The organism is Streptomyces sp. NRRL F-5650, assembly GCF_000721365.1.
GTDB lineage: Bacteria > Actinomycetota > Actinomycetes > Streptomycetales > Streptomycetaceae > Streptomyces > Streptomyces ardesiacus.
Genome location: NZ_JOGV01000002.1, coordinates 168,594 through 190,861, shown reverse-complemented (window position 1 = coordinate 190,861; position 22,268 = coordinate 168,594). Strand labels below are relative to the sequence as shown.

General features: G+C 73.2%; 18 protein-coding genes. 7 read left to right on the top strand and 11 right to left on the bottom strand.

Translation table 11 applies throughout. The features are described 5' to 3' along the window. Positions 1-24 precede the first annotated feature (24 nt). Positions 25-1,038, top strand: coding sequence for a tellurite resistance/C4-dicarboxylate transporter family protein (locus tag IG88_RS0103820; protein WP_031034913.1), 1,014 nt, complete (start codon positions 25-27; stop codon positions 1,036-1,038). Here the strand turns inward: IG88_RS0103820 and IG88_RS0103815 are convergent. After that, complete coding sequence (locus tag IG88_RS0103815; protein WP_031034910.1) at positions 1,016-1,369, bottom strand: membrane protein; 354 nt, start codon at positions 1,367-1,369, stop codon at positions 1,016-1,018. The genes IG88_RS0103820 and IG88_RS0103815 overlap by 23 nt on opposite strands. 307 nt (positions 1,370-1,676) lie before the next feature. On the opposite strand from IG88_RS0103815, the gene IG88_RS0103810 reads away from it, so the two are divergent. After that, positions 1,677-2,732 carry a C40 family peptidase gene (locus IG88_RS0103810; protein ID WP_031034908.1) on the top strand — a complete coding sequence of 352 codons (1,056 nt, stop codon included), beginning with the start codon at positions 1,677-1,679 and terminating at the stop codon, positions 2,730-2,732. 135 nt (positions 2,733-2,867) lie between these two features. Here the strand turns inward: IG88_RS0103810 and IG88_RS0103805 are convergent, their stop codons facing one another. Both IG88_RS0103805 and IG88_RS0103800 read right to left on the bottom strand, forming a co-directional pair. After that, a complete protein-coding gene (locus IG88_RS0103805) occupies positions 2,868-3,623 on the bottom strand; it encodes a LuxR C-terminal-related transcriptional regulator (RefSeq protein ID WP_031034907.1) in 756 nt (251 codons plus the stop codon). Continuing rightward, entirely contained in the window at positions 3,620-4,912 is a 1,293-nt protein-coding gene (locus IG88_RS0103800; protein WP_031034905.1) for an ATP-binding protein, read from the bottom strand. The genes IG88_RS0103805 and IG88_RS0103800 overlap by 4 nt, the downstream gene beginning before the upstream one ends. A gap of 189 nt (positions 4,913-5,101) precedes the next feature. On the opposite strand from IG88_RS0103800, the gene IG88_RS0103795 reads away from it, so the two are divergent. Further along, entirely contained in the window at positions 5,102-6,541 is a 1,440-nt protein-coding gene (locus IG88_RS0103795; protein ID WP_031034903.1) for a PspC domain-containing protein, read from the top strand. Further along, positions 6,528-6,773, top strand: coding sequence for a hypothetical protein (locus tag IG88_RS0103790; RefSeq protein ID WP_031034900.1), 246 nt, complete (start codon positions 6,528-6,530; stop codon positions 6,771-6,773). The genes IG88_RS0103795 and IG88_RS0103790 overlap by 14 nt, the downstream gene beginning before the upstream one ends. An 18-nt stretch (positions 6,774-6,791) precedes the next feature. On the opposite strand, the gene IG88_RS0103785 is transcribed toward IG88_RS0103790, so the two are convergent. Continuing rightward, positions 6,792-7,325 carry a DoxX family protein gene (locus tag IG88_RS0103785; RefSeq protein ID WP_199807416.1) on the bottom strand — a complete coding sequence of 178 codons (534 nt, stop codon included), beginning with the start codon at positions 7,323-7,325 and terminating at the stop codon, positions 6,792-6,794. 168 nt (positions 7,326-7,493) lie between these two features. Next, positions 7,494-8,792, bottom strand: a complete 1,299-nt coding sequence (locus IG88_RS0103780; RefSeq protein ID WP_031034896.1) for a hypothetical protein — start codon at positions 8,790-8,792, stop codon at positions 7,494-7,496. A gap of 326 nt (positions 8,793-9,118) precedes the next feature. Between IG88_RS0103780 and IG88_RS0103775 the strand changes: the two genes are divergently transcribed. Further along, positions 9,119-9,586, top strand: coding sequence for a pyridoxamine 5'-phosphate oxidase family protein (locus IG88_RS0103775; RefSeq protein ID WP_031034894.1), 468 nt, complete (start codon positions 9,119-9,121; stop codon positions 9,584-9,586). A gap of 3 nt (positions 9,587-9,589) precedes the next feature. On the opposite strand, the gene guaA is transcribed toward IG88_RS0103775, so the two are convergent. After that, complete coding sequence (gene guaA / locus IG88_RS0103770) at positions 9,590-11,170, bottom strand: glutamine-hydrolyzing GMP synthase (protein WP_031034893.1); 1,581 nt, start codon at positions 11,168-11,170, stop codon at positions 9,590-9,592. Between the two features lie 334 nt (positions 11,171-11,504). Between guaA and IG88_RS0103765 the strand changes: the two genes are divergently transcribed. Next, complete coding sequence (locus IG88_RS0103765) at positions 11,505-11,834, top strand: chorismate mutase (protein ID WP_051851740.1); 330 nt, start codon at positions 11,505-11,507, stop codon at positions 11,832-11,834. A gap of 607 nt (positions 11,835-12,441) precedes the next feature. Further along, positions 12,442-13,512, top strand: coding sequence for an LPXTG cell wall anchor domain-containing protein (locus tag IG88_RS43700; RefSeq protein ID WP_031034888.1), 1,071 nt, complete (start codon positions 12,442-12,444; stop codon positions 13,510-13,512). Between the two features lie 160 nt (positions 13,513-13,672). On the opposite strand, the gene IG88_RS0103755 is transcribed toward IG88_RS43700, so the two are convergent. The 5 genes from IG88_RS0103755 to IG88_RS0103735 all read right to left on the bottom strand — a co-directional run bounded on the left by IG88_RS0103755 (position 13,673) and on the right by IG88_RS0103735 (position 22,149). Then, complete coding sequence (locus IG88_RS0103755; RefSeq protein ID WP_031034885.1) at positions 13,673-15,505, bottom strand: GMC family oxidoreductase; 1,833 nt, start codon at positions 15,503-15,505, stop codon at positions 13,673-13,675. Between the two features lie 49 nt (positions 15,506-15,554). Further along, entirely contained in the window at positions 15,555-17,168 is a 1,614-nt protein-coding gene (locus IG88_RS0103750; protein ID WP_031034882.1) for a succinic semialdehyde dehydrogenase, read from the bottom strand. Between the two features lie 121 nt (positions 17,169-17,289). Next, on the bottom strand, positions 17,290-19,053 hold the full coding sequence (locus IG88_RS0103745) for a serine/threonine-protein kinase (RefSeq protein ID WP_037835240.1): 1,764 nt from the start codon (positions 19,051-19,053) through the stop codon (positions 17,290-17,292). Positions 19,054-19,144: 91 nt separating this feature from the next. Further along, positions 19,145-20,266: a serine/threonine-protein kinase gene (locus IG88_RS0103740; protein WP_051851752.1), complete on the bottom strand. Its 1,122-nt coding sequence runs from the start codon at positions 20,264-20,266 to the stop codon at positions 19,145-19,147. A 92-nt stretch (positions 20,267-20,358) separates the two neighbouring features. Next, positions 20,359-22,149 (bottom strand): serine/threonine-protein kinase, encoded by a 1,791-nt coding sequence (locus IG88_RS0103735; RefSeq protein ID WP_031034874.1) that lies wholly within the window; start codon positions 22,147-22,149, stop codon positions 20,359-20,361. Positions 22,150-22,268: the final 119 nt, after the last annotated feature.

Genomic DNA, 22,268 nt, shown 5'->3' with positions numbered 1-22,268 from the left:
GTGCGGGTCTCTAGCATCGGCGGCATGTCATCGGCCACCCATCCCTCCGCGCTGCGCACCTGGTGGGCGCAGCGTCCACCGGCGGCCGGGGCCGCGGTGATGGCGACCGGCATCGTGTCGGTCGCCCTGCATCTGACGGGCCACGAGGTCCTGTCCCGGATCGCTCTCGTGCTGGCCTGTGTCGCCTGGCTGATACTGGCGGCGAACTTCGTCCACCTGCTGCTCGCGGACCGGGCGCAGTGGATGGAGCGGGCCGGGACGCCGGGCGCGCTGACCGCCGTCGCCGCGACGACCGTGGTCGGCACCCGTTTTTCGCTGCTCGGCTGGTCGCTCCCGGCTGCGGTGCTGCTGGGACTGGCGGCACTGCTGTGGCCGGCGCTGCTGTTCCTGGTGGTGCGGCACTGGGGGCGGCGGATGCCCGGGGCCGTGTTCCTGGGGTGCGTCGCCACGCAGGGGCTCGCCGTGCTCGCCGCGACGCTGTCCGCGGCCACCTCGACGCCGTGGCTGGCGCACGCGGCGCTGCTGCCGTTCTGGCTGGGGATCGTGCTCTACCTGATCGCGCTGTTCCGCTTCGACCTGCGGCAGGTGGCCCGGGGCTCCGGGGACCACTGGGTGGCGGGCGGCGCGCTCGCCATCTCGGCCCTCGCCGGGGCCAAGCTGCTCGCGGCGGCTGGGACCGGCATGTACCTGTGGAACCGCGACGACCAGGCCGTCCTGCACGACCTGACCGTGTTCCTGCTCGCCCTCGACCTGGCCTGGTACGCCGTGCTCCTGGCCGCCGAGATCGCCTGGCCCCGTCCGCGCTACGACGTACGCCGCTGGTCGACGGTCTTCCCGCTCGGCATGACGGCGGCGGCGACGCTGTCGGTGTCCGCCGCCGTGGGCGTGCCGTGGCTGGACGCGCCCGGCCGGGCGCTGACGTGGATCGCGGTGGCCGGGTGGCTGGCGGTCGCGGCGGGGGCGGCCGCACGGGCCAGGGCCGAGCTGCGGTCCGCGCGGGCGGACGCGGGAGTGGTCAGGTCCACAGCACCGCGATGAAGACGTTCACCAGGGTCAGCCCGCCGACCAGGGCGAACAGCGGCTTCTCCACCCTCTCCTCGTCCCGCTTCACGTAGACCAGGCCGAGGATCACGATCAGGACGGCGAGCTTCACGCCGATCTTGACGTTGTCGACGGAGTAGTCCTGGGCCTGGTTGAGGCCGACCAGGACCGCTCCGGTGACCAGCATCGTCAGCGCGCCGTGCAGCATCGCGGGGGTGAACCGGGCCGCGCCCTGGGCCATCGCCTTCATCTGGGTCAGGAAGCCACCGAGCAGGGCGGCGATGCCGATGATGTGCAGGCCGACGAAGATGTGGATGAGTACGTCCATGGGGCCGGAGCCTAATGAGCGCCGGAAAGCGCCCGGACACCGGCCTGCCCCGGCGCCCCATAACAGCTCCCGTTCCCCGCCCTCCCCGGATCCGGCACATCGGTCATCGCCCTGTGTGAAGAGGGCGGGCCCTGGAGCGAACAGCGATCACTTACGGTCGTCGCGCGATCCGGTACCGCCACTTCCGCGCATCCCGTCACCGGACCGTTACCGAGCCGCCTAGCGTCCTGGCCCAGGCAACCGGAGCGGACCGGAGCCGACCCGGCAGGCGCCGGAGTCGAGTCGTACGGAAGGACGTGGATCGCAGGTGGGAACGCACCGCAGGCCGCGACGGCGCGCGACGGGCGGCGGCAGAGCCCGTACGGCGGCCACGATCACCCTCGCGGGCGCGGCCACCGCGACGGGGCTGGGCGGGACCGTGCACGCCGATCCGCAGCCGACGGCGGCTCAGGTCCGGGCCAAGGTGGACAAGCTCTACCAGGAGGCCGAGGCCGCCACGGAGAAGTACAACGGCGTCAAGGAGAAGGCCGACGCCGCCGAACGGCGCCTGGAGAAGCTGCGGGACGAGGCCGCCCGCAAGGAGGACCGGCTGAACTCGGCACGGGAGGCGCTGGGTTCGGCCGCGGCGGCGCAGTACCGCAGCGGCGGCCTGGACCCGGCGCTGCAACTGGCGCTCTCCTCCGACCCGGACCGGTATCTCGACGGCGCCGCCTTCGCCGAGCGCGCGGGCAGCCGGCAGAAGGCGACGGTGGGCCGCGTGCGCGAGGAACTCCGCGACATCGAGCAACTGCGCGGCGCCGCCCGCATCGAGGTGACCTCGCTGACGTCACGGCGGGCGGAGCTGGCACGCCACCGCGAAACCGTCACCGGCAAGCTCGAGCAGGCCCGCCGCCTCCTCTCCCGGCTGACCGCCGAGGAACGCGCCGTCGTCGGTGAGGGAGCAGGTAACCGTGCCTCCCGCGCCTCTTCTTCCGGCCCCAGGGAGGGCCTGTCGGCCTCGGCCCAGGCCCCCAACTCCCGCGCGGCGGCCGCCGTCGCCTACGCCTACCAGAAGCTCGGCAGCCCCTACGTGTGGGGCGCGACCGGCCCGAACGCCTTCGACTGCTCGGGCCTCACCCAGGCCGCCTACCGCGCCGCGGGCGTCTCCCTCCCCCGCACGACCTACGCCCAGATCGGCGCGGGCCGCCGCGTCTCCCGGTCCGAACTCCTCCCGGGTGACCTGGTCTTCTTCTACTCCGGCATCAGTCACGTCGGCATCTATGTCGGCAACGGCCGGATGATCCACGCCCCGAACCCGTCGGCACCGGTCCGCGTGGCCCCGGTCGACGAGATGCCGTTCGCGGGGGCTACGCGGGTGGTGTGACTCGAACGGCGCCTCCCACGCTCCCCACCCGGCCTCGGCTTCCCCGGACGGCTGGGCTCGGAGCCGAGTGAGCATGGAGTCGGCACAATGCGACCGTGGAAATCCGCTGGCGGGCGCGTCGGGGGGTCGGCACCGTCACACCAGCCGTCGTGCCGTCGCCCACCGTGTCAGCTCGTGCCGGTTGGAGAGCTGGAGCTTGCGCAGGACCGCCGAGACGTGGGACTCGACCGTCTTCACCGAGATGTAGAGCTGCTTGGCGATCTCCTTGTACGCGTAGCCCCGGGCGATCAGGCGCAGGACCTCGCGCTCGCGCTGGGTGAGCCGGTCGAGGTCCTCGTCGACCGGCGGGGCGTCGGTGGAGGCGAACGCGTCGAGGACGAACCCGGCCAGGCGCGGGGAGAAGACGGCGTCGCCCTCCTGGACGCGGAAGACGGAGTCGACCAGGTCCGTACCGGTGATGGTCTTGGTCACGTAGCCACGGGCACCGCCGCGGATGACGCCGATCACGTCCTCCGCCGCGTCCGAGACGGACAGCGCGAGGAACCGGACGGGCCGCTCGGCGTCGCTCATCAGGGGCGCGCAGCGGCGCAGCACCTCGACCCCGCCGCCGCCGGGGAGGTGGACGTCGAGGAGCACGACCTCGGGGCGCGTCGCGGTGATGACGGTGACGGCCTGGTCGACGTCGGCGGCCTCGCCGACCACCTCGACGCCGGTCTCGGCGGTCTGGCCGATCTCGGCCTGGACGCCGGTGCGGAACATGCGGTGGTCGTCGACGAGCACCACGCGTACCCGGCGCTCCCCCGCGCCGTCACCGGCCGCCTGTGCGGGCCGGGCCGCCTCGCCCGCTCCCGCCGTTCCCGCCGTTCCGTTCGCCTCGGTCGGGTCGCTCATGACGTCTTCTCCGCCCTCTCCATTTCCAGTTCGACCTCCGTGCCGCCGTCCGGCACCGCGCGCAGCCGTGCCGTGCCGCCGTTGCGCTCCATGCGGCCGATGATCGATTCTCTGACGCCCATGCGGTCGGCGGGTATCGAGTCGAGGTCGAAGCCGGGGCCGCGGTCCCGGACGGACACGAAGACCGTCCTGCCCTCGACTTCGGCGAAGACCTGTACGGCGCCGCCCTCGCCACCGTACTTGGCCGCGTTCACCATCGCTTCGCGCGCGGCCTGCATCTGTGCGCTGGTCCTCTCGTCGAGCGGGCAGTCGCCGACGACGACCACCTCGATGGGGACGCCGTGCTTGTCCTCGACCTCCGCGGCGTTGCGCCTGACGGCCTCGGCGAGGGTGGTGGGCTCGTCGTCCTCGTCCTTGCCGTTGCCCTCGGGCTTGTAGAGCCAGGCGCGCAGGTCTCGCTCCTGGGCCCGGGCCAGGCGGCGCACCTCCCCCGCGTTCTCCGCGCTGCGCTGGATCAGGGTCAGGGTGTGCAGCACCGAGTCGTGGACGTGGGCCGCGACCTCGGCGCGCTCCTGTGCACGGATGCGCATCAGCCGCTCCTCGGAGAGGTCCTGCGTCATCCGCACCAGGTAGGGGCCGGCGAGGAGCGTTATCCCGACGAGGACGGCGAGGGCCGCCTGGAGGACCGAGCCGAGGTGGGCGGCTGATCCCTGGAGGACGAAGATGCCGGTGACACCGGCCGTCACCAGCAGGACGCCGGCCACGGAACGCAGCAGTGTGACGGTGCGGCGGTGGCGCCCCACCTCGGCCCAGCGGGCCCTGCGCGCGTTGTCCGCCTGGCGCCAGACGAGGGCGACGCCGGCGCCGACGAGCACGGTCGGCCAGAGGTAGGCCTTGGCCCCGCCGCCGAGGTCGACGTTGCCCACGAAGACCAGGGCCACGACGACCATGAGGAGCAGGGCGACCATCTGCCCCTTGTCCGGCTTGCGGGCGACGAGTCTGCGGCGGCCGTCCGGCGCGGTCTCGGAGGTGACGAGGGACGGGGGCTTGCGCGCCTCCACACCCCCGACGCCCAGCGGCACGAAGAACCAGAAGGCCGCGTACAGCAGCGCGCCCAGGCCGTCGGCCATGAACAGCCCGACGAAGGCGAACCGGACCCAGATGACGGGCAGCCCGAGATGCCCGGCGAGCCCCCGCGCCACGCCACCGAGCCAGCGTCCGTCGCTGCTGCGGTAGAGCTTGCGCGGCGGCCGCGGTTCGACGACGGGTGCTGCTGCGGCTTCCGGCATGACATCGATACTCACACGGGTGCGGGAGCCGGGGCATCAGGGTCGTTCCCCCACTCTCCCCTGATCTTCGAGCCGCCGTGGGCGGCGGGGCCTCGAACGCCTCCCCGGCCCGGAGTCAGGGCCGATATCAGGGTCCGACCAGGGTCGAACCGACTGCCGCCACGGCGCCGCGCCCGTCACCATGGACTCATGACAGATCACGAGCACGCCGCGACGGGTCCGGGACCCGGCTCCGGCCCGCGCCCCGCGCAGGGCGCCGGGCCGCAGGATGCCGCGCCCGCCGCGGACGCCGGCGCGGGCGGCTCGGGCGCCCCGGCCGGCGCGGGCACCGCGGGCGGTGCGGACGCCCCCGGGCCGCCGCACCGGTTCCGGCGCGACCGGCGGCACAAGTCGCTCGCCGGTGTGTGCGCCGGCCTCGGGCGGCAGTGCGACCTGGACCCGGTGATCTTCCGGATCACCCTCGCCGTCCTCTCCGCGACCGGCGGCATCGGCCTCATCTTCTACGGCTTCGCCTGGCTCTTCGTCCCCTACGACGACGAGGAGGAGAACGAGGTGCGCAAGCTGCTGACCGGCCGGGTCGACGGCCAGGCACTGGCGGCCGTGCTCTTCGCCCTGGTCGGCTGCGGGGTCTTCCTCACCATGCTGCACAACGGCGGCGTGCTGACCTTCGCCGTCATACTCTCCCTCCTCCTCGCGGGCGCGGGGTACTGGTCGCGGCAGCGCAGAACGCCGGAACCGGACCCACTCGCGGCCCAGGCCGCCGCCGACGCGCCGCCCGAGGCCAAGGCGCCTCCGATCATGTACACCTGGCCGTCCTGGTGGCGCGACCCGATCGTCAAGGACGGCACCCACGACGGCGGCACCGGATACATGTGGGGTCCGCCGGACCCCCTGGACCGTGACGTCGCGGCGGCCGTCAACATCGGCCGCGGGGTCCCGGGCCGCCGCGACCACGGGCTCGCGGACGAGCGGTGCTCCCGGTCCGCGCGGACACGGGGGCCCCACGGCATCGGCGGCTGGGTGTTCCTCCTCGCCCTGCTCGCGGGATTCCTCGGGACGCGGCTGACCTGGGACCAGCACCCGCTCGGCGCCAGTCTGCAGACCGGCCTGGCGTGCGCGCTCGCCGTCTTCGGCCTCGGTATCGCGGTCAGTGCCTTCCTCGGGCGTACGGGAGCCGGTTCGGTCTTCCTGGCGATCGTCACGGCGGGCCTGCTGGCCGCGACGACCGCGGTGCCGGAGAACGTCGGCACCGAATGGGTGCGGACCACCTGGAAACCCCTGGTGGCGGCCGATGTGCGCGACCAGTACGAGGTGGGGGCGGGCAGCGGCACCCTCGACCTGTCCCGGCTGGACCTGGCCGAGGGACAGACGGTGAGCACCCGGGCCGACGTGGGCATGGGCCGAATACGGGTCGTGGTGCCGCAGGACGTGACCGTGCGGCTGAGCGTCGAGGTGGGCGTGGGCGACATCCAGCTCCCCGGCGACGACAAGAAGGACGTGGACGTGGCACCGGGCAAGCACAAGGAGATCACCCTGTCCCCCGCCGAGGGCGGCAAGGGTGCCGGCATCCTCGACCTCGACCTCCAGGTCGGCCTCGGCCAGGCGGAGGTGACCCGTGCTGCGTCATAGGTTCCAGCCGGGACGCCTGGTGGCCGGTGTCTTCCTGATGGTGGCCGGGGTCGTCTACGCCGGCGACGGGACCGGCCTGTGGGACACGCCGTGGTACGCGCTGGTCCCCCTCGTCAGCGGCGGGCTCTGCATCGCGGCCGTGGTGGGGATGGTGGCCCGTTCCGCCCACCGGCGCCGCGGCGCCCCGAGCGCCACGGCCCCCGACGAAACCGGGACGGGCCTCCGCCGCTGACGGCACGGCACCCTCGGACTACCGGTACCCACCCGTCCGCCCCCGGCGCCGGGCGCGCAGCACGGCGTCCAGTGACAGCAGCGGGGCGCCCGCCAGGACGAGGGGGAGCCAGGCCATGAGGTAGGGGAGATCGTTGCCGTAGTAGTACGGGTCGGAGGCCCAGCTCACCGTCAGCCACAGGCTGAGCGAGATCAGCGCACCGCCGAGCGCCGCGAGGCGGGTGAGGAGTCCGAGCAGGACGCCGATGCCCACGGCCAGCTCGCCCAGGGCGATGGCGTAGCCGAAACCGGCGGGGCTCTTCAGGGCCAGGTCGACCAGTGCGGGGACGGCCGAGGAGTCACGGACCGCGCGCATCGTGTCGCCGACGGAGCCCGCGCCCCCGTCCTTCATGAAGGCGCCGTCGAAGAGCTTGTCCAGACCGGCGTAGACGAAGGTGACACCGAGGAAGATCCGCAGCGGGAGGAGGGCGTACCGGGCGGCGTTGTCCCGCCGGTCTCCTCCGCCCCGGACCCCGGGTGAGGTGTGGACATCCGTTCGCATCCCGTGCGTCATCACTGCCAGCCGCCTCTCGCCACGCATGCCCGGACCCAGCCCCCTCACCAGACCATACGTACGACAGGTGGGCCCCGCTCAAGCCTCCGCGGCCGGTTACTTGCTGTCGGTTTCGACAGGTTGCCGGGGCCGGCCGCGCCCGGTGAGCGGGGAGAAGGGTGCGAGGTGTCAGTCCGTGACGTCGATCGCGTAGCGGTTGGTCTCCGCGCCCGCGCCGGTGACCACCTGGACCTCCACCCGGCCCGGTTCGACGTCCGCCGGGACGGGGACCGTCAGCAGGTCGTCCGAGGGGTTGCTGAAGCCGCCCGTCACCGGGACCAGGGGGACGTGGACGTTGACCGCACCGATGCGGACGACCATCCGGGAGAGCCGGTCCGCGCGCTGGGCGCCCGGCGGCACGAAGCCCGCGCCGCGGATCTCGATGTCGTCGCCGGTGCGGATCGGCGCGTCCAGGTCACCGGCCTCCCGGGCCCGGACCACGGAGAGGATCACCGGCCGGCCGCCCTCGGAGTACTTCCCGGCCAGGTAGGTCGCCGCCGACACGAGTACCACCACCGCGAGGCCCCACGGCAGGTCGGGCAGTTGCTCCGGGCGCCGGGCCAGCCGTACCGCCGCGAAGACGAGGGCCACGGTGCTGATCACGACGTACTGGATGTCGGCGAAGGTTCCGCGGCCCGCGTCGTCCGTCAGCAGGTCGGAGGCGCGCGGCCGGTCGGCCCGTACCTTCTGCAGCCGCTGTCCCAGCACGCGGAGCCCGACCACCCGCCGCACCAGGACCGCGATCCCGCAGACCACCGCGAGGACGGTCACCGCGCCGGCGCCCCGGGCGAGTTCGAGGCCGGAGATCAGCGCGTCCCGCCGGTCGTGGCCGGAGGCGACGGCCAGTTGCCCGGCCAGTACGAGCACCGCGTAGGCGACGAAGACGACCCAGGCCGCCGCCACGGCACGCGAGGTGGACAGGCGGTTGTCCTCACCGATGACCGGGGCCAGCGCCCCGCCCCGCGCCCGGTGGAACCACGACGCCGCGGTCAGCGCGCCGGCCACCACCAGGGCCGCCGCGAGCCCGGCGGTGCGCGCCGCCGACCAGCCCGCGCCGACCGCGGTCAGGGCCTGCCCGAGCAGCAGCAGGACGACCGCCGCCCACACGGCGACCGTGGTGCGCCGGCCCAGCCCCGCGAGCCAGGCGTCGCCCTCGGCACGGCCCCGTTCGGCGACGGCTTCCGCGGACTGGGTCAGCTCCTCCGAGACCCACTGGCGGGAGGCGGAGGCCGAGTGGGCCACCGCGGCCGGCAGCCCCTGCCCGGCCGCGAACTCCTCCCGCCGCAGCAGGAACGCGGCGACCGCCCGGCGGTGCCCCTCGCGGGCGCCGTGCGGGCAGTCCCCGCAAGTGCAGCCACCGCCGTGCTGCGCCGCCTCGTACCCGCCCCTGTCCGGCCCGCTCCCGCCTCTGGCCTCCTGCACCGCCACGCCCGACGCCCGCCTTCCCGCACCCTGTGAAAGAAACCGTCCGGAAACCCGGGAGCAGAGGGCCGTGGGAGCCGCTAAGTCCCTTGGGACGCAAGCGAATTGTGCCGCACCCGGGCCCGCCGTCGCCCGCTGCCCCGCTTTACGGGTGCTCAGGACGGGTGATGCGCGCATCGCCGTGTTGACCCACCCGCGCGTGCACCCCGCACGGCACGGCGCGTCCGGTGGGTGGTTACCCGACAGAAGGTGTCGGTTTTTGTGGCCACACTCGCCGTATGACGTCAGGAACACCTGGGAGCACATCTGTGAGCACACCCGTGAGCACGCCCGTGAACTGGGCCGGTTTCGCCGCCGCCGAACCCGCGCTGGCCCGCACCGCCGAGGCACGCTTCGGCGCGTACACGCACCACGTCCTCGCCACCCTCCGCAAGGACGGCTCGCCCCGCACCACCGGCCTGGAGGTGCGTTTCCTGGGCGGCGAGCTGTGGCTCGGCATGATGCCGGGCTCGCTCAAGGCGCTCGACCTGCGCCGGGACGCCCGCTTCGCGCTCCAGGCGAACCCGGGGGAGGGCACCGGCATGGGCGGCGGGGACGTACGGATCACCGGACGGGCGGTCGAGGTGGAGGACCCGCAAACCAAGGCCGGGTACGTGAAAGAGGTGGAACCGCCGGAGCCGTTCCACCTCTTCCGAACCGAGCTGACGGAGGTCGTGCGGACCTTCGTCGAGGACGACGCGTACCTCGTCCTGGAGATCTGGCAGCCCGGAAAGCCCCTGCGCACCGTCAGGCGCGCGTAGGGGTCACTCCCACTCGATCGTCCCCGGCGGCTTCGAGGTCACGTCGAGGACGACGCGGTTGACGTCCTTGACCTCGTTGGTGATCCGGGTCGAGATCTTGGAGAGCACGTCGTACGGCAGCCGGGACCAGTCGGCCGTCATGGCGTCCTCGGACGAGACCGGGCGCAGGACGATCGGGTGGCCGTAGGTGCGGCCGTCGCCCTGGACGCCGACGGAGCGGACGTCGGCCAGCAGCACCACCGGGCACTGCCAGATGTCGCGGTCGAGACCGGCCGCGGTCAGCTCCTCGCGGGCGATGGCGTCGGCCTCGCGGAGCAGGTCGAGCCGCTCCTTGGTGACCTCGCCGACGATGCGGATGCCGAGACCCGGGCCCGGGAAGGGCTGGCGCTGGACGATCTCGTCCGGCAGGCCCAGCTCCTGGCCGACCATCCGGACCTCGTCCTTGAACAGTTGCCGCAGCGGCTCGACCAGCTCGAACTCGATGTCGTCGGGGAGTCCGCCCACGTTGTGGTGGGACTTGATGTTGGCGGTGCCGGTGCCGCCGCCGGACTCGACGACGTCCGGGTAGAGCGTGCCCTGGACGAGGAAGGCGACCTCCGGGCCGTCCTCCTTCATGATCTCTAGCTGCGCCTGCTCGAAGACCCGGATGAACTCGCGCCCGATGATCTTCCGCTTCTCCTCGGGGTCGGACACCCCGGCGAGCGCCTTGAGGAACCGCTCCTCGGCGTCCACGACCTTGAGCTGCACGCCCGTCGCCGCCACGAAGTCCTTCTCGACCTGCTCGGTCTCGCCCTTGCGCATCAGGCCGTGGTCGACGTACACGCAGGTGAGCTGGGAGCCGATGGCCTTCTGGACGAGGGCCGCGGCGACCGCGGAGTCCACGCCGCCGGACAGGCCGCAGATGGCGCGCTTGTCGCCGACCTGCTCGCGGATGGCCGCGACCTGCTCCTCGATCACGTTGCCCGTGGTCCAGTCGGGGCTCAGGCCCGCGCCCCGGTACAGGAAGTGCTCCAGCACCTGCTGCCCGTGCGTGGAGTGCATGACCTCGGGGTGGTACTGGACGCCGTAGAGCTTCTTCTCGTCGTTCTCGAAGGCGGCGACCGGGACGACGTCCGTGGAGCCGGTGACGGTGAAGCCCTCGGGGGCGGCGGAGCAGGCGTCGCCGTGCGACATCCACACGGCCTGCTCGGCCGGGGTTCCCTCGAAGAGGGTGGAGGACGGCTTGGAGACCGTGAGGTCGGTACGGCCGTACTCACGGGCGCCGGAGTTGTCGACGGTGCCGCCGAGGGTCTGCGCCATGAGCTGGAAGCCGTAGCACATGCCGAAGACGGGGACTCCGGCCTCGAACAGGGAGCGGTCGAGGGTCGGGGCGCCGGGCTCGTACACCGAGGAGGGGCCGCCCGAGAGGATGATGGCCGCCGGGTTCTTGGCGAGCATCTCCTCGACCGGCATGGAGCTCGGCACGATCTCGCTGTAGACCCGCGCCTCGCGGACACGGCGGGCGATGAGCTGGGCGTACTGCGCGCCGAAATCGACGACCAGGACGGTGTCGGGGGCGGCGGCAGCGGGAGTCGCTGATGACACGGGGTGCCTTCCGGCGGTCGGGCGGGGGGCTTGTGCCCCCGATCCTACCGAGGTGGGCGGGTGCCCCGGCCCGCCGCCGGGTCGGGCCGACCGGTCTCACCATGCGAACCGGCTTGGACACCGACCGTCGCCGGGGCATACTGGGGCCCATGCGCAAGCACCAGACCTTCCTGTTTACCTATGGCAACCGGCCCACCGGCTGCCATGGTCGTGCTGCTTGAGCAACTGACAAGCGACTTCCCAGGCGCCCCGGGCCGACAAGGTCCGGGGCGCCTGGCGTTCGCGGACCGTGCCGGTCCCGGGTGCCGCCACTCTTCGGCGAGGAGCCACCGACATGACCGTCACCGCAGCGAACAAGACCGTCGGCGCGGCGAACGAGACCGTCACCGCAGCGGACAAGACCGGCGCCCACACCCCCGAGGCCGCGGATGTGATCACCGGCGCCCGGGAGCGCATCGACGCCCTGGACGACCGGATCATCGGGCTCATCCAGGAACGGATGGCCGTCTCCGCCGTCATCCAGGACGCGCGGATCACCTCCGGCGGCCGGCGGGTGAACCTCTCGCGCGAGATGGAGGTGCTCGACCACTACCGGCAGGCGCTGGGCAAGCCGGGCACCGCGCTGGCGATGACGATGCTGGAGCTGTGCCGCGGACGCGTCTGACCCGTCTGACCCCTGACCCACCCGTCTGACCCGTCTGACCCGTCTGACCCGTCCGACGGTGCGGCCGGGGGTCGCATCTGAGTTCGGCGCCTTCTCACCCGTACGGCGCGTGACCGGTGGGCGAGCGGCTTCGTTGGTCCCGGTGTCCGTGTCAGCCAGGGGCGGGCCCGAAAGAACCACGCGTGGCTCGCTGGAGCGATGAGACGTACGGATCGTGCCGTGCGTCGTGGGACCTCGCTCCAGGAAGTGACCGGACGGCAGGGGACAGCAGCCCGGTCACCCAAGAGAACGGCCGGCCCCGGGGACGCCCGGGGCCGGCCGACGGGAACGGGTCCCTCGTTCGGCGAGCATCGAAGACGACAAGCATCCAGGGCAAGCGGCGCAACCCCCCGGCGCCGCTTCCGAGGCACCGGCGCTGCCCTGACGCCGGTGCCGGCCGAGAGGGAGGGCCCTGCGGCCGCAGTTCCGCGGGGCCCTTCGCCGTGCCGCCCTTCACCGTGCCGCTCGTCGTCGGCGCACCACCACGGCCCCAGCAGTGACACAGGCCACATAAGGATTCTGTGAAAACGGGGACAACCATTCACAGGTTTCGCTGATCACACCAGGCATGAAGCTTCGTCGCGTCCTGGCCGCAGCCGCCGTCACGGCGGTGGTCGCCCCCGCTGCCCTCCTCGCGGCCCCGTCCGCATACGCGACCGACGACGCGTCGGCGTCCCCGTCGGTGTCCGCGCCCGCCTCTCCCTCCACGTCGGCCTCGTCGGACGACGCGGACGCGGCGGCGGGCGAGACCACGACAGGCCCCGCTCCCAGCGACCCGGCAGGCGGTTCTCCGAGCGCCACGGACGCGGCGGACGGCACGGACGAGGAGGACGACGCACCCGCCCCGGACGACTCGGAGTCGGCCACGTCCTCCCCCGCCGACCCGGCCCCGGCCACCACCGCTCCGCAAGACCCGGAGCAGACGGGGGCCCCAGGGGAGTCGGAGGTCCCCGACCCCGAGCCGTCCGTGTGCGAGGACACCAAGGTCGACGTCGACATCGAGGGCCTGCCCGGCGAGATCGCGGCGGGCAGCGGCTGGCACGAGTTCTCGCTGACCGTGGCCAACAACTCCGGTTCGACGCTGGAGAACCTCGAGTACCTGGCCGGCGCCTCCGCCGACCTCGACGGCGAGGAGCTGTTCGAGAGCGACAAGGTCGCCCTCCAGGCGTGGAACCCCGAGGACGAGTCCTGGCAGGACCTCAGTGAACTCGGTTACGCGGTCGGATACATCGGCTACACCGACGAGCTGGCCCCCGACTACGAGGTCGAGATCCCGATGCGGATCAACGTGCGGGCCGGCGCTCCGGTCGGCGCGGGCTTCACGCTCGGCGCGACGATCTACGGCGACGCGGACGGCTCGTGCACCGGCTTCGGCGACGTCGCCTACGAGTTCCGGATCGTGGCCCCCGGCACGGACACGGAGGGCACCAGGCCGCAGGAGGGCGGCAAGGCACCCGTCGCGCCCGTCGACGTCCCGCAGAAGACGGCCGCCAATGTCCCCGAGGTCACCGGCAGCCTCGCCTCGACCGGCTCCAGCTCGGCGCTGCCCGTGATCGGCCTGGTCGGCGGGCTCGCCGTACTCGTCAGCGGCGGTGCGGTGTTCGCGGTGCGGCGGCGCAGGAGCGGCTCGGACGCGTAACGGCCGCGACGGCGGCACGGCACAGGCTGGGTGGGTGGAACCCGCGCTCGGAGGGGGGTGCGGGTCCCACTCACCTTTTCGTCTCCCCGGAAGCCGCCGGCTAACCGCCGACGAACCATCGTGACCGCCGATGAGCCGCCGATGAGCCGCCGGTGCGCCGCTACTTCTTCGGCGGCACCGCGGGCACGTCCAGGAGCGGCAGCCGCAGCGCGCCGAAGGCCTTCTCCGGGACGGCCGGGGAGTGGGGCGCGACGGCGGCGAGACGTTCGTACCCGGTGCCCTGCGCGGGACGTGGGTCGCGCTCGCCCTTGTTCGGCCAGTACGCCATCGCCCGTTCGGCCTGCGCCGTTATGGTCAGGGACGGGTTGACGCCGAGGTTGGCCGACACGGCGGCGCCGTCGACGACGGAGATGCCGGGGTGGCCGTAGAGCCGGTGGTACGGGTCGATGACGCCGGTCTCGCGCGAGGCGCCGATGGGACAGCCGCCGAGGAAGTGCGCGGTCAGCGGGGTGCCCATGAGTTCCCCGACGTTCGAGCCGGCGAAACCGTTGATCTCGGCGGCGAGTGCGGAGGCGCCCTCCGTGGCGGCCCTGATCTGCTTGGGATTGGGCGCGCCGTGGCCCTGACGGGCGGTGAGCAGGCCCTTGCCGACTCCCGTCGGTTTCAGGTGCGTGGTCAGGGAGTTGTCCAGGGACTGCATGACCAGGCCGATGATGGTCCGCTCGGACCACTTGCGGTTGGACAGTGAACGCAGGACCAGCAGCGGGTGCTTGGCCGCGTGGCCGAGGAAACCCAGGACGCGCGAGGCGCCCGAGGCGGTCTGCCCGGCGTAGGGGACCTGGAGGATGGACAGGCTGCCCATCGAGTTGGAGCCCTTGCCGTAACGCACCGGCTCGATGTGGGTGTTGGCGTCCGGGTGGACCGAGGACGTGATGGCGACGCCGCGTGTGAAGTCGGCGCGGGGCTCGCCGGTGGCGCGGCGGTAGCGCCGGTCGTCGGTCTGGGCCCCCACCAGCGCCTCGGAGTTGGTGCGGGTCAGGTCGCCGAGCCTGTCGGACACGTGGGGCAGTTGTCCGCCCGCCTTCATGCGGTGCAGCAGGGTCTGGGTGCCGTAGGTGCCGGCGGCTATGACGACCCGGCGGGCGGTGAAGGTGCGGCCCGCGTCCCCCTTCCGGCGGTTCTTGCGGTCCGGGGGGAGCGTGGCGACCGCGAACCCGCCGCGCGAGTCCTCGGTGACGGAGACGACCGTGGTCATCGGGTGGACGACCGCGCCGGCCTTCTCGGCGAGATACAGGTAGTTCTCGTTGAGGGTGTTCTTCGCGCCGTGCCGGCACCCGGTCATGCACTCGCCGCACTCGCTGCAGGCCCTGCGGTCGGGGCCCGCCCCGCCGAAGTAGGGGTCGGGCACCCGCTCCCCGGGCCGGGCCGTCGCCTTGCCGTCGGCGTCCTCGCCGTCGCCGAAGAAGACGCCGACCGGCGCCATGTGGAAGGTGTCGCCGCAGCCCATCTTCTCGGCGGCGGCCTTCAGGTGGACGTCGGAGGGCGTCGTCGTCGGGTTGAGCCGGACACCCAGCATGCGCCGGGCCTGGTCGTAGTACGGCGCCAGTTCCTCGTGCCAGTCGGTGATGCCGCGCCACTGGGGGTCGTCGAAGAAGGGCTTCGGCGGCACGTAAAGGGTGTTGGCGTAGTTGAGGGAGCCGCCGCCGACGCCCGCGCCTGCCAGGACCATGACATTTCCGAGCAGGTGGATGCGCTGGATGCCGAACATGCCGAGCCGGGGCGCCCAGAGGTAGTTCTTCAGGTCCCAGGAGTTCTTCGGCAGCGACTCGCGGGTGAAACGGCGGCCGGCTTCCAGGACGCCGACGCGGTAGCCCTTCTCGGTGAGGCGGAGGGCGGAGACGGAGCCCCCGAATCCCGAGCCCACGACGACGACGTCGTAGTCGTAGGCGTACCCGTTCTCGTCCCGGGTCTGGACGGACTTCTCCTGCGACACGTGCTCTCCTCGTTGAGAACGGGTACGGGTGGCGGCTGCTCGGGACGGCTCAGCGGAGGCGGAACGCCTTCATCAGACGCAGGCTCCGGCTCATGAACGCGGCGTACTTCTCGTCGTCCATGCCCAGCGACGGCGCCATCGGCAGCAGGCGCTGGTGGGCGACCGTCTGGGCCTCGGTGTACTTGAGGATGCCCTCGGAGCCGTGCCGGCGGCCGAGGCCGGAGTCCTTCATGCCGCCCATCGGGGACTGGACGCTGCCGTAGGCGGGCGCGTAGCCCTCGTTGATGTTGACGGTGCCGGTGCGCAGCCGGGCGGCGACCTCGCGGCCGCGCCGGGCGTCCTTCGTCCAGACCGAGGAGTTCAGGCCGTACGGCGTGGAGTTGGCGTGCTCGACGGCCTCCTCCTCGGTCGAGAAGCGGTACACGGAGACGACCGGGCCGAAGGTCTCCTCGGTGCACACGGTCATGGGGGCGGTGACGCCGTCGAGGATGGTCGGCTCGTAGAAGTACGGTCCGATGTCCGGGCGGGCGACGCCCCCGGCGACCAGCTTGGCCCCCCGCTCCACGGCGTCCGCCACGTGCGCCTTGACGGTCTCCAACTGCCGCTCCCCCACCAGCGAGCCCATGTCGGCGCCGTAGGAGAGGGAGGTGCCCAGCCGCATGGCCCTGGTGCGGGCGGCGAAGCGGTCCAGGAAGGCGTCGGCGACGGACTCGTGGACGTAGAGCCGCTCGATGGAGATGCAGAGCTGGCCGGCGGAGGAGAAGCAGGCGCGGACGGCGCCCGCCGCGGCCTTCTCGATGTCGGCGTCCGCCAGGACCAGCATGGCGTTCTTGCCGCCGAGTTCGAGGGAGACGCCGACCAGGCGGGCGGCGGCGCCCTGGGCGACCTCGCGGCCGGTGCGGGTGGAGCCGGTGAAGGAGACGTAGTCGGCGTGCTTGACGACCTCGGGGCCGACCACGGGTCCCTCGCCGAGGACGACCTGGAAGACATCGGCGGGCAGACCGGCCTCGATGAGCAGGTCCCGGGCCCACAGGGCGGTCAGGCAGGTCTCGGTGTCGGGCTTCATGACGACCGCGTTGCCCGCGACGAAGGCCGGGAGCGCGTCGCCGACGGACAGTTCGAGGGGGTAGTTCCAGGGGGCGATCTGGCCGACGACGCCGCGCGGGTGGCGCAGCTCGGTGACCTTGGTGAGGGTCGGCACGGCGCCCGTGTGGCGCTTGGGGCGCAGGTACGCGGGGGCCTTGCGGCCGTAGTGCCGGGCGGCGACGGCGACGGCCTGGACCTCCTCGTGGGCGTGCAGGCGGGCCTTGCCGGTCTCCAGTTGGATGAGGTCGAGGACCTCGGCCTGGCGCGCGAGGACCAGGTCGTGGAAGCGCAGCAGGACGGCGGCGCGCTGCCGCACCGGGACACGGGCCCAGACGGCCTGCGCGGCACGGGCCCGCTCGAAGGCGCCGGCCACGTCCTCGGGCGTCGACTCGGGCAGGTCGGCCAGCTTCTCGCCGGTGAACGGGGTGTGGTTGGCGGTGCGGCCGGACCCGGCCACGCCCTTGGTGAGCTGGGCGACCAGCTCGGGCGTGACCACGTCGGCAGCGGTGCGGGCGCCCTCCGGGGCGGGGGCGAGGGGATTCGTGCCGGTGAGTTCCGGGGCCTGCGCGTCCGTCATGGCCGCAGGGTATGACGTCGGGCGCGCTTTGTGTACCCGTCGGTAACAGGGATTCACCGTGCTTCACCGGGCGCTCACACGACGCCAGTGATCGCTGGCAACAAACCCGCTGATCAGGGCGTTACGTCGAAGGGCCGACGGCCTTGTCGACCTCCCAGTTGGCGATCACCGTCCGGGCGATCTCCCGTGCCTCGTCGGCGAAGTAACCCTCGCGGGGGTAGTCGACGGACACCTTGCACATGTCGCCGTTGCCGGTCCGGTAGTACAGGATGTGGAACTCGCGGGCACGGGGGTTCTGGGTGTCCGCGGTCGTGTACTCGATGACGTTCTCGGCGGCCTTCTCGCCCTTGTACTCCGTCTCGCTCGGCTCGCCCCTGGGCGCGGGGTCGGCGGCGAAGCCCAGGGAGTAGTCGCCGTCCTTGAGCGTCTCCCAGTCCGCCCAGGCGTTGGCGCCGGCGGTGTCGGGGATCTTGTCGCCCTCGTCGTCGGCCTTGACGTCCCGGTCCACGATGACGGTGACGGCGCCGCTCGGGTCGGTGAACGTCTCGTTGGTGCCGTCCCAGTCGTCCGGGTGCTTCGCCTTCACGAACTCCTCGGGCACCGCGACGCTCATGCCCACCTTGCCGTCGAGTTCGTGCTGCTGCCAGCCCTTGGGCAGCGTGCCCGCGAAGGGGTCGGCGACCACGAGGTACGACGCCACCGCCGCCGCGGCGACGACCGCGCCGAGGGCGATCCAGGCGTTGCGGCCCAGCCGCACGCTCCAGCGGGAGACGGGCGCCGTCCCCGGCCCCTGGGCTCCCTGGGGGCCGTCCGTCCGGACCACCTGGGTGGGCTGCGGCGCGGGCGGGTGCGCGGCGGCGTCCAGCAGGGCGCGGACGCGGGCGGCGTCGGGGCGGCGTGCCGGGTCCTTGTCCAGCAGGCCGGTGATCACCTCGGTCAGCGGGCCCGGCGCGGAGGCGGGCGGCGCGGGCGTGGCGTTGAGCACCGACTGGAGCGTGGCGGGGGTGTTGCTGCGCCGGAACGGCGAGACGCCCTCCGTCGCCGCGTACAGCACCACGCCCAGCGACCACAGGTCGCTCGCCGGTCCCGGGCGGCGGCCCAGCACCCGCTCCGGAGCGATGTACTCGGGCGAACCGACGAAGCCGCCGGTGTCGGTCAGACTGGTCTCGCCCTCGATCTGGGCGATGCCGAAGTCGGTGAGGACGACCCGGTCGTACCGGCCGAGCAGCACGTTGTCCGGCTTCACGTCCCGGTGCAGGACGCCGGCGGCGTGCGCGGCCTCCAGCGCGCCCAGCACCTCCAGGCCGATCCGGGCGGCCTCGCGCGCGCTCAGCGTGCCTTCCTGGAGGACGTCGCCGAGGGAACGCCCGTGGACCAGCTCCATCACGATCCACGGCTGTCCGTCCACGACCGCCACGTCGTGCACGCCGACCACCGAGGGGTGGTCGAGCCGGGCCGCGGCGCGGGCCTCGCGGCGCATCCGCTCGAAGGCGTTGTCCCGTTCGCGTTCGGGAAGATGGTCGGGGACGCGGGGTTCCTTGACCGCGACCTCGCGGTCCACGGTCTCGTCCTTGGCCCGCCACACCGTGCCCATGCCGCCGTGCCCGAGCTTGGAGATGAGCCGGTAGCGTCCGGCGATGAGCCGCCCGGCCCCCGGCTCCTGCCCGGCGGCGGAGGGCGCCGCCGGGGCGGGCGCCGGAGCCGGGAACGGGCCCTCGGACGGCGACGGCGAGGGCGAGGGAGACGGCGAGGGCGACGGCACGACCTGGGTCGGCGCCGCGTACGGATTGCCCGGACGAGGCACGGCGGCGGGCCGGTTCGGCGGTTGCAGGTCAAAACTCGTCGGCTCGTCCGGGCCTGTGCGCGGTCCCCCGTTGCTGCTCATGGGTCCATCCATATCGCGCCGGGCGCGTTCCTTTCCACCGCGGGGGCGCGCGGTCACAGACCCGTGACGCGGGTTGCCGCTTATCTCCCTTTTAGGTGCCGGAACCGGGCGCGGACGGGGGCACAGGTCCCGTCGTCGGCGCCCCGGTCGGTGCCGGTGTCGGCTCCGCCGTCGGCGTCACCGGCACCGAGGTCGCCGGTGTACCGCCCCCGTCGCCGCCCCGGTCCGCCAGCAGCGCGGCGGCCGACACCCCGGCGCCCGCAGCGGCGACGACCAGCAGCGCGGCCGTGAGCACGGTCCGCCTCGCGCCCCACCGCACACGCGGCGGCCCGCCGGCCACCGCCGCCGCTGCCGCCGCCGGGGTCGCGGGCGTACGGCCGGTGCTGAGGAAGGCGCGCAGCATCCGCTGCGCCGACACCGCGTCCAGCCGCCGCCGGGGATCGCGCTCCAGCAGGCCCCGTACGACCGGCAGGAGCGGTCCGGCCTGCGCGGGCGGGCGGATCTCCTCGGTGACCACGGCGTGCAGGACACCGCCCAGCGAGTCGCGGTGGAAGGGCGAGACGCCGCTGAGGACCGCGCACAGCAGCACGCCCAGCGACCACAGGTCCGACTCCGGGCCGGTCCCGGCTCCGGACATCCGCTCCGGGGCGGTGTACTCCGGGGAACCGACGAACGAACCGTTCTCGGTGAGCGTGGTGGAGCCCGCGACCTGGGCCACGCCGAAGTCGGTGAGGACGACCCGGCCGTCCTCGGCCAGCAGCACGTTCGACGGCTTCACGTCCCGGTGCAGGATCCCCGCCGCGTGGGCGGTGTCCAGGGCGTCGAGGAGGGCGATGCCGATGCGGGCGGCCTCGGCGGCGTCGACGGGGCCGAGGCCGAGCACGCGGTCGGCGAGCGAACCGCCGTCGACCAGTTCCATGACCATGTACGCGCGTTCGTCGTCCTCGACCACGTCGTGCACGACGATGACGTGCGGATGCCGCAACTGCGCGACCGCGCGGGCCTCGCGCAGGGTGCGTTCGCGGCGCCGCCGGGCCTCGGCCGCGGAGAGGGTCTCGTCGAGGGGCAGCGCCTTCACGGCCACTTCCCGGCCGAGCAGTTGGTCGGTGGCCCGCCACACGATGCCCATGCCGCCGCTGCCGAGCCGCTCGTGGAGCCGGTACCGGCCCGCGATGACACGCCCTCCCGCCCCCTCGGTCACCATGCGCCCCATCATGCACCACCGGACGCACCGGCTCCGGGTCGCTGTCACACGGGTGGCCGACAACCGACGGGCACGGGTGCCCCGTCGCGGCCCCGCACGGCTCAGCCGGTCTTCTCCTGCCAGCTCTGCAGCACCGCCCTGAACCGCTGCTGGGTGGCCGGCCAGTCGCTCGCCGGTCCGGACATGTTGAGTGCGTACTCGACGCCGTCGCGGGACATGTACGTCTGCGACACGGCCCGGCGCGGTCCCGGGAACTCGGTGTCCTTCGCCAGCGCGGTCCAGGTGTACTCCCAGCGGGCGCTGTCGAGGTCGCGGTAGCCGACGCGTTCCAGGGCGACGCGCCGGTAGTCGACCAGCCTTCCGCCGAGCTGCGCGTCCAGGTCCTGCTGGTGGACGTACGGGTCGTTGTAGTCGGGGGCGGTGTCGACGGATATGCGGATGACGTGGTCGCCGCCGTCGGGGGTGTAGTCGATCTGCCGGAGTTCGCCGCTGTCGCCGTCGAAGTCCCTGCGCTGCCAGTCCTCGGGCAGGGAGAGGCTGAAACCCAGCGGGTCGTCGTGGCGCACCCACCCGGCCGGGACGGCGCCGCCGGGACCCTGGCCGGTGGTGGCGGAGGCGGAGGGGTCCGGGGAGGCGGAACCGGACGGCCCGGGGGTGGGGTCGGAGCCGGCCGACGTGCCGCCCCCGTCGCGCTGTTGCAGCACCACGGCGGTGCCCGCGCCGATGAGCGCGGCGACGGCGACGACCCCCGCGAGGGTACGCATCCGCGTCCGCCGTGGCCGCCGGGGAGCGGCGGCGGGCGCGGCGACACCGCCCACGGGTCCGGCCGCCCCTCCGGCGGCCGGGTGACCCGGCGCCGCGGGACCGACCGTGACGGGGCCACCCGCGGTGGGGCCGACCGCAGTGGGACCGACCGTGGTGGGCCCGGTCACCGGCGGGTACGGCGTGGCCGTGGTCCCGCCCACGGGTCCCGGTGCCCCCGGCGCGCCGGACATCTCCTGGTGGACCGTGTCGCCCGAGCGCGACGGCGGGCCCGTGTAACGGGTGGTCGGCACGTACGCCTGGGCCTCGTCCGGGCGTCGCCCCTCGGCCGCCTGGGCGAGCAGGTGCTCGGTCTCGGTGGCGTCGGGCCGGTCGGCCGGGTCCTTGCGCAGCAGGGCGCTGATGACGGGCGCGAGCGCACCGGCGTGCCGGGGCTCGGTGGCCTCCTCCTCGACGACCGCCTGCATGGTGGTGAGCGGGGAGGTGCGGCGGAACGGCGACCTGCCCTCCACCGCCGTGTACAGCGTCGCGCCGAGCGCCCACAGGTCGGAGGACGGGCCGGGATCGTGGCCGCGGACGCGCTCGGGCGCGAGGTAGTCGACGGAGCCGACGACCTCTCCGGTCCGGGTGATGGTGGAGTCGCCCTCGATCTGCGCGATGCCGAAGTCGGTGAGCAGGACGCGTCCGTCGTCCGCGAGCAGCACGTTGCCCGGTTTGACGTCGCGGTGCAGGACTCCGGCGGTGTGGGCGGCGCGCAGGGCGCGCAGCACCCACAGGCCGATCCGGGCCGCCTCGCGCGGCTCGACCCGCTCCTCCTCCTTGACCGCGTCGGCCAGCGAGCGTCCCTCGACCAGCTCCATCACGATCCACGGCCGGCCGTCGTGTTCGAGTACGTCGTGCACGGTGACGACGGCCGAGTGGTTGATCCGTGCCGCCGCGCGCGCCTCGCCCCGGGTGCGCGCCAGGAGAATGGCCTGGTCGCTCTCCGAGACGTAGAGCGCGGCGGTCAACTCCTTGATGGCGACCGTCCGGTGCAGCACCTCGTCGTGTGCGCGCCACACCCGGCCCATGCCGCCGCTGCCGATGGCTTCCCCGAGCCGGTAGCGTCCCGAAACGAGCCGGCCCTGCATCTGATTCACGTTGCCCCGCAATGGTCTTGTCAGGGTCAGACTAGGGACCGGCCCCTCTTCGGGGAACGGCCGGGGTGGCATGGAAACCGCTCTGTGACGGTTGTCGCTTTCCGAGGCGG